We start from the raw sequence: 3,105 nt of genomic DNA, 5'->3' as shown, positions 1-3,105 counted from the left end.
TTTGCACCCCCGCTTTGCCGGACTCCTCCCCGCAAAGAGGGGAAACCTCACCCACACCTGCCGCCGGTGAAGCACAGCACCCGACCGCGGAACAGGTGCCGGACGAGCGGAGACGGTGAGATATATGCGCACGCATCAGGTCTCACCGCCTCCGGTAGCGACCGGTGTCCGTCGCTTGTAGGGGCGCCGGTTGCGGGCTGTTATGGCTGTTCTTCAGATGGGCCATCAGCGGTTAGCGCGTCCCCAGCGCTTTGGCGCTCGCGCGCAGCGTCTCTTTCGGCCTGCTCTGCCAACGCAAACAGATAGTCGAGAAACGCTCGGAGACCGAGTTCGTCCTTGGCGTTCTCGGTTCGAGTTGCTCGTGAGATCGCTTCTCCTCCTAGTGTGAGCAGCGTATCCAAGACGGTGGCCAGCGATGGCCGCCGCCGCGGGGTTTGCGGTGACCTGTTCCGGCCACCATGGCAGTGCTGTCGGTGGGTGAGCCGTGGTTCGGCCCCAGTCACGGGCAGAGCACGAGTTTCTGGTCGCGTGGCGGGACGCCGCCGCCGAACGATCCGGCGGCGCGAATACTGGGTGAGCCAGACCTCGGTGCCGGTGCAGGCGATCCTGCATCAGTTGGCGCGGTCGCGGTTCTTCGCCGGCCGGAGAACAGTATCCGCGTTCGTCCGGCAGCACCGAACTGTCAGGGGCGAAATGTATCGTCTGATCATCGGAACGTTGCCATACCTGGCAGCCGTTCTCGGGGTGTACGCCGCTGGGACCGGAACAACCGGCACCGGCTGCGTCGCTCGTGGCGCCTCCGCGGTTGGCTCAGCAGCCCGACTAACTCGGTAGACGCCCAGGTGTGCGGCAAGAGCGGGGAGCTTGTCTCAGGAATGTTTGGGATTTGCTCAAGGATCTATGGTATAAGGTCATGTAAAGTTTTTTTGGGTCAGTAGATTTGGGGGCCGGGGAAATGGAGCACGAAGAAGATGGTGAAGCCAGGCCACCGCAGCACAGGCAACAGGCAATCGGCCGCTAGTTTGGACAGTGCCGCTCTCGCGATTCAGCGAAACAAGTGGATGCGACAGGCGTCATCTGTGCCGAACCTCCTGTGCGGGAAAGACGAAATGTTCCCGCTCACTCTTGAGCTCGTTCGGCTGATTGGCAACGGTAAAGCTATTGATCTCGACGTGCGCCCGCTACTGTCGAATGTTGGTCCATCAAAGACTTGGCGGCAATACTCATACGTGCTTGGCCCAATGGGATTAGTCCAGAAACGAAAGGGCGTCCTTCGGTTGACCGCCGACGGCTCCGAACTGCTCGCCGACGAATCGCGCTCACGTCTCGCTTCTTTGATGGCTGACCGAATCCGATACTTCGCAGAGGTACTTGGATTTCTCGTGCGTGAGCCGCTAACGGTCGAAGAGGTCAACGCCGAATTAGTCGAGTCATATAACCTCGATTGGAAAACCGTGAATAATACGCGACTTCGGATGACGTGGCTTGAAGTCTTGGGGATGACCGAATGGCTCGGGGAACGGAAGCAAAGCGCGACTCCCGAGGGCCGTGCACTCTTTGCCACCTGGGAAATCGTAACGCCCTCCGCGTTGGTGATTCACGACTCAAGCGACTCGGTTGAGATACCTGATGTACCAGAAGAGATTGCTGTACTCCTTGAGCAGCTAGCCTCAACTCAGGGTGCCCAAGATGCTAGAAAAACCTACAATATTTGGGTTCCGAGCCCAAAAGACGACCCCAATAAAATTGAAAACATGAGAGTGTGCATTGCGGCGGCGGCGGACCAGATCGAAAAAGAGAAGCTGTTGAGCTTTATTGCGGATAGGTTTGGCCTAAAGCGTAGCAGTGTTGATTCTATGTTGCCATTTATGCGAGCTGCTGGACTACTGCAAGAAGTTCGTCGCGGAGTATTCTCAGCAACGCCAGCGGCTAAGGCATGGCTGCAGTCAGGTTCGGATATTGACTTCATTCGAATCCTTCATGCCCACATGAAGTTCGTCGGCGAACTGATCCGCACCGCGGCGATTAATATTCCACGGAATGATCTGTATCAAGAGGGTGCGAAGTATGGTCTGAATACGGACAAGGTCCGGTGGCTTACGGCTTTTATGGTTGAGTCGGGCCTACTCGTCGAAACATCTTGGTCTTCGGTTCAGGCCACGGCGACGGGGTTACGCCTTATTGAGACACTCCCACTCGTTGAACCACGCCTGCTTAAGGCCACTACGGAACTGGAGCCAGCGCCCGCATTGGTACCACCGGCGCTGTGTGGACCAGACGAAGTCTCCCACATCGTGGAATCGCTGATGCGTACCGCCGTCGACCCGTCGGCCGATGGAGGAGCACCCGGTGCGGCCTTCGAGGGATGCATCGAGAGTGCTTTCAAACGTATGGGCTTCCATGCGCAGCGGATTAGTGGCTCTGGCGACACTGATATCCTAGTGCAATGGTACGACAAGAACGGTTCATTGCGGACTGCGATTGTCGACGGAAAGTCAACGTCGTCTGGCCGTATTGTACACAACAATGTGAGCGATATAGCGATTGCCACGCATAAAGAAAAGCGATCTGCAGAATTCGTTGCAATCATTGGTCCGGCGTTCAGCGGCGATACAATTAAGAATATGGCTCAGAAGAAGCAGTGGGCACTCATCACCGCTGATGAGTTGGGGCAAGTCGTCACTTCGTCCGAGGCGCTTGGACTAAGGCCAGCGGATCTCGGAATCCTGTTCGAGGTCCCAGATGGATTATCACGGCTGGCTAACCTAATCGACGCGCGCCAGCGTGAGCTTGACATTTTGTCTCTCGTAATTTCTCGACTGAAAGTTGAGTCAGAAACGGAGGAGGTAGTTTCTGCCCGTGATATTTCGCTGATTGAGCGTGGGTCTCAATTGGCGCCAAATGTTGACGAGCTACTTGAGACGTTCCGACTGTTCGATCGCCTTGACTCGGACATCATTCGGAGTATCGAGGTCGTACAAGACCCGCGTTACGCGACCTACCGGATTGGTGATGCACGACCGGCAGCGAGGCGCCTTCGTGCCCTTGCGGCTGCGATTGAGAGGGGTCTGCAGCCGGATAACGCCTAACCGAACCATCGTGCGG

General features: G+C 57.1%; 1 protein-coding gene. It reads left to right on the top strand.

Annotated elements, in window-relative coordinates:
* The first annotated feature begins 1,079 nt into the window (after positions 1-1,079).
* Positions 1,080-3,089: a restriction endonuclease gene (locus tag ACL03I_RS39095; protein ID WP_412808610.1), complete on the top strand. Its 2,010-nt coding sequence runs from the start codon at positions 1,080-1,082 to the stop codon at positions 3,087-3,089.
* Positions 3,090-3,105: the final 16 nt, after the last annotated feature.

Source organism: Nocardia sichangensis, assembly GCF_047200615.1.
GTDB lineage: Bacteria > Actinomycetota > Actinomycetes > Mycobacteriales > Mycobacteriaceae > Nocardia > Nocardia sichangensis.
This window is presented reverse-complemented; position numbering and strand designations above follow the sequence as displayed.